This window comes from Streptomyces sp. KLMMK (assembly GCF_036961605.1).
GTDB lineage: Bacteria > Actinomycetota > Actinomycetes > Streptomycetales > Streptomycetaceae > Streptomyces > Streptomyces telluris.
Genome location: NZ_JBAMDC010000673.1, coordinates 1 through 1,980, shown reverse-complemented (window position 1 = coordinate 1,980; position 1,980 = coordinate 1). Strand labels below are relative to the sequence as shown.

General features: G+C 73.3%; 1 protein-coding gene and 2 pseudogenes. 1 reads left to right on the top strand and 2 read right to left on the bottom strand.

Annotation, left to right across the window (positions count from 1 at the left end; translation table 11 throughout):
• Positions 1 to 361, top strand: a pseudogene (locus V7793_RS37000) (hypothetical protein); the annotation flags it as partial.
• Positions 362 to 465: 104 nt separating this feature from the next.
• On the opposite strand, the gene V7793_RS36995 reads toward V7793_RS37000, so the two are convergent.
• Entirely contained in the window at positions 466 to 1,608 is a 1,143-nt protein-coding gene (locus V7793_RS36995; RefSeq protein ID WP_336014065.1) for an NADH-quinone oxidoreductase subunit D, read from the bottom strand.
• Between the two features lie 22 nt (positions 1,609 to 1,630).
• Positions 1,631 to 1,980 (bottom strand): annotated as a pseudogene (locus V7793_RS36990) (SAM-dependent methyltransferase); the annotation flags it as partial.

Genomic DNA, 1,980 nt, shown 5'->3' with positions numbered 1-1,980 from the left:
GGTCGAGGCGGGCAAGCCTGCCGAGCCGGCCGCCGAGGACAAGCAGCCGGAGTCCGGCGCCGCCCTCAAGCCCGCGCTCCGCGCCGCCGTGCCGCAGCCCCCCGCCCGCCGTCCCGCCTCCCGTGCCACGGGCGGCTTCGACTTCTTCGGCACCCAGCGCCCGGCCCCGGCCCAGCGCCCCGTCGAGGAGACGGACCTCGCGGACGTCGTCGGCGAGGAGGCACTCGCCGAGGCCAAGGCCGAGGCCGAGGCGGAGGCCGGGAAGGACGGCGAGCGCGCCGGGGACGACGTCATCGACCTGACCGCGCACGACGAGACCGAGCAGATAGACGTGGCCGAGCTGCGCACGGCCGCCTCGTAGGCGGTCCGCAACCGGCCTGCAGAAACGAAACCCCCGGTGGCTGCCCACCGGGGGTTCTGCGTTTCCCCGCCGATATTTCCCCGCCGAGGTTTCCCCGTCGGCGTCTACTTGTCGATGTCGCCGACCACGAAGAACAGCGACCCCAGGATCGCCACCATGTCGGCGACCAGCGTCCCCGGCAGCAGCTCGGTCAGCGCCTGGATGTTGTTGAAGGACGCGGAGCGCAGCTTCAGCCGGTACGGCGTCTTCTCGCCCTTCGAGACCAGGTAGTAGCCGTTGAGGCCGAGCGGGTTCTCGGTCCAGGCGTAGGTCGCGCCCTCGGGGGCCTTGAGGACCTTCGGCAGCCGCTGGTTGATCGGCCCGGGCGGCAGCTCCGCGATCCGGTCGAGGCAGGCCTCGGCGAGCTCCAGCGCGTTGTGGGTCTGCTCCAGCAGGCACTCGAAGCGGGCCAGGCAGTCGCCGTCCTCGCGGGTGACGACCTTCAGGGTGTTCTGCAGCTCCCCGTAGGCGAGGTACGGCTCGTCGCGGCGCAGGTCGAAGTCGACGCCGGACGCGCGGGCGATGGGGCCGCTGACCCCGTACGCGTGCGCCGTCTCGCGCGTGAGCACGCCGACGCCGCGCGTACGGGCCCGGAAGATCTCGTTGCCGAGCACGAGCCGGTCGTAGACGTCCATCCGGGAGCGGACCTGGGCCACGGCGTGCCGCGCCCGGCCCAGCCAGCCGGCGGGCAGGTCCTCCTTGAGGCCGCCGACGCGGTTGAACATGTAGTGCATGCGGCCGCCGGAGACCTCCTCCATCACCGTCTGGAGCTCCTCGCGCTCGTGGAAGGCGTGGAAGACGGGGGTGATGCCGCCGAGCTCCAGGGGGTAGGAGCCGAGGAACATCAGGTGGTTGAGGACCCGGTTCAGCTCGGCGAGGAGCGTACGGGTCCACACGGCGCGCTCGGGGACCTCCATGCCGAGCATCCGCTCGACGGCCAGGACGACGCCCAGCTCGTTGGAGAACGCCGACAGCCAGTCGTGGCGGTTGGCGAGCATGATGATCTGCCGGTAGTCGCGCGCCTCGAAGAGCTTCTCCGCGCCGCGGTGCATGTAGCCGACGATCGGCTCGGCCTCGCGGACCCGCTCGCCGTCGAGGACGAGCCGCAGGCGCAGCACGCCGTGCGTGGACGGGTGCTGGGGTCCGATGTTGAGCACCATGTCGGTGCTCTCCGCCGCACCGCCGATGCCGACTGTCGTCTCCGTCATGGGGGTCATGGGGACAAGTCTGTCAGCCTTCCGGGCCGGCCCGGTCCGGGGCGGGGTCCGGGCGGCCCGGGAGCAGCCCCCGGCAGGCCTCGCCGACGGGCTGCACCAGCCAGCCGAAGGCGCCCAGGCCCGCCGGGGAGGTGAGCTCGGCAGCCTCGCCCGCCCGCCCCAGCGCCCGGACGTAGGCGGTGGGGTCGGTCGAGGCGAGCGACAGCGGCGGACGGCCGCCGTCCACGCCGAGGGCGTGCAGCGCCTCGCGCTGGGTCAGCACGGTGCTGCCGGGGCCCGCGCAGGCGTCCATGGCGACGTGGGCGGTGATGTCGCACGAGCCGTCCGGCACCGGCCGCACCTCGCGGCCCTCGCGGAAGCCGG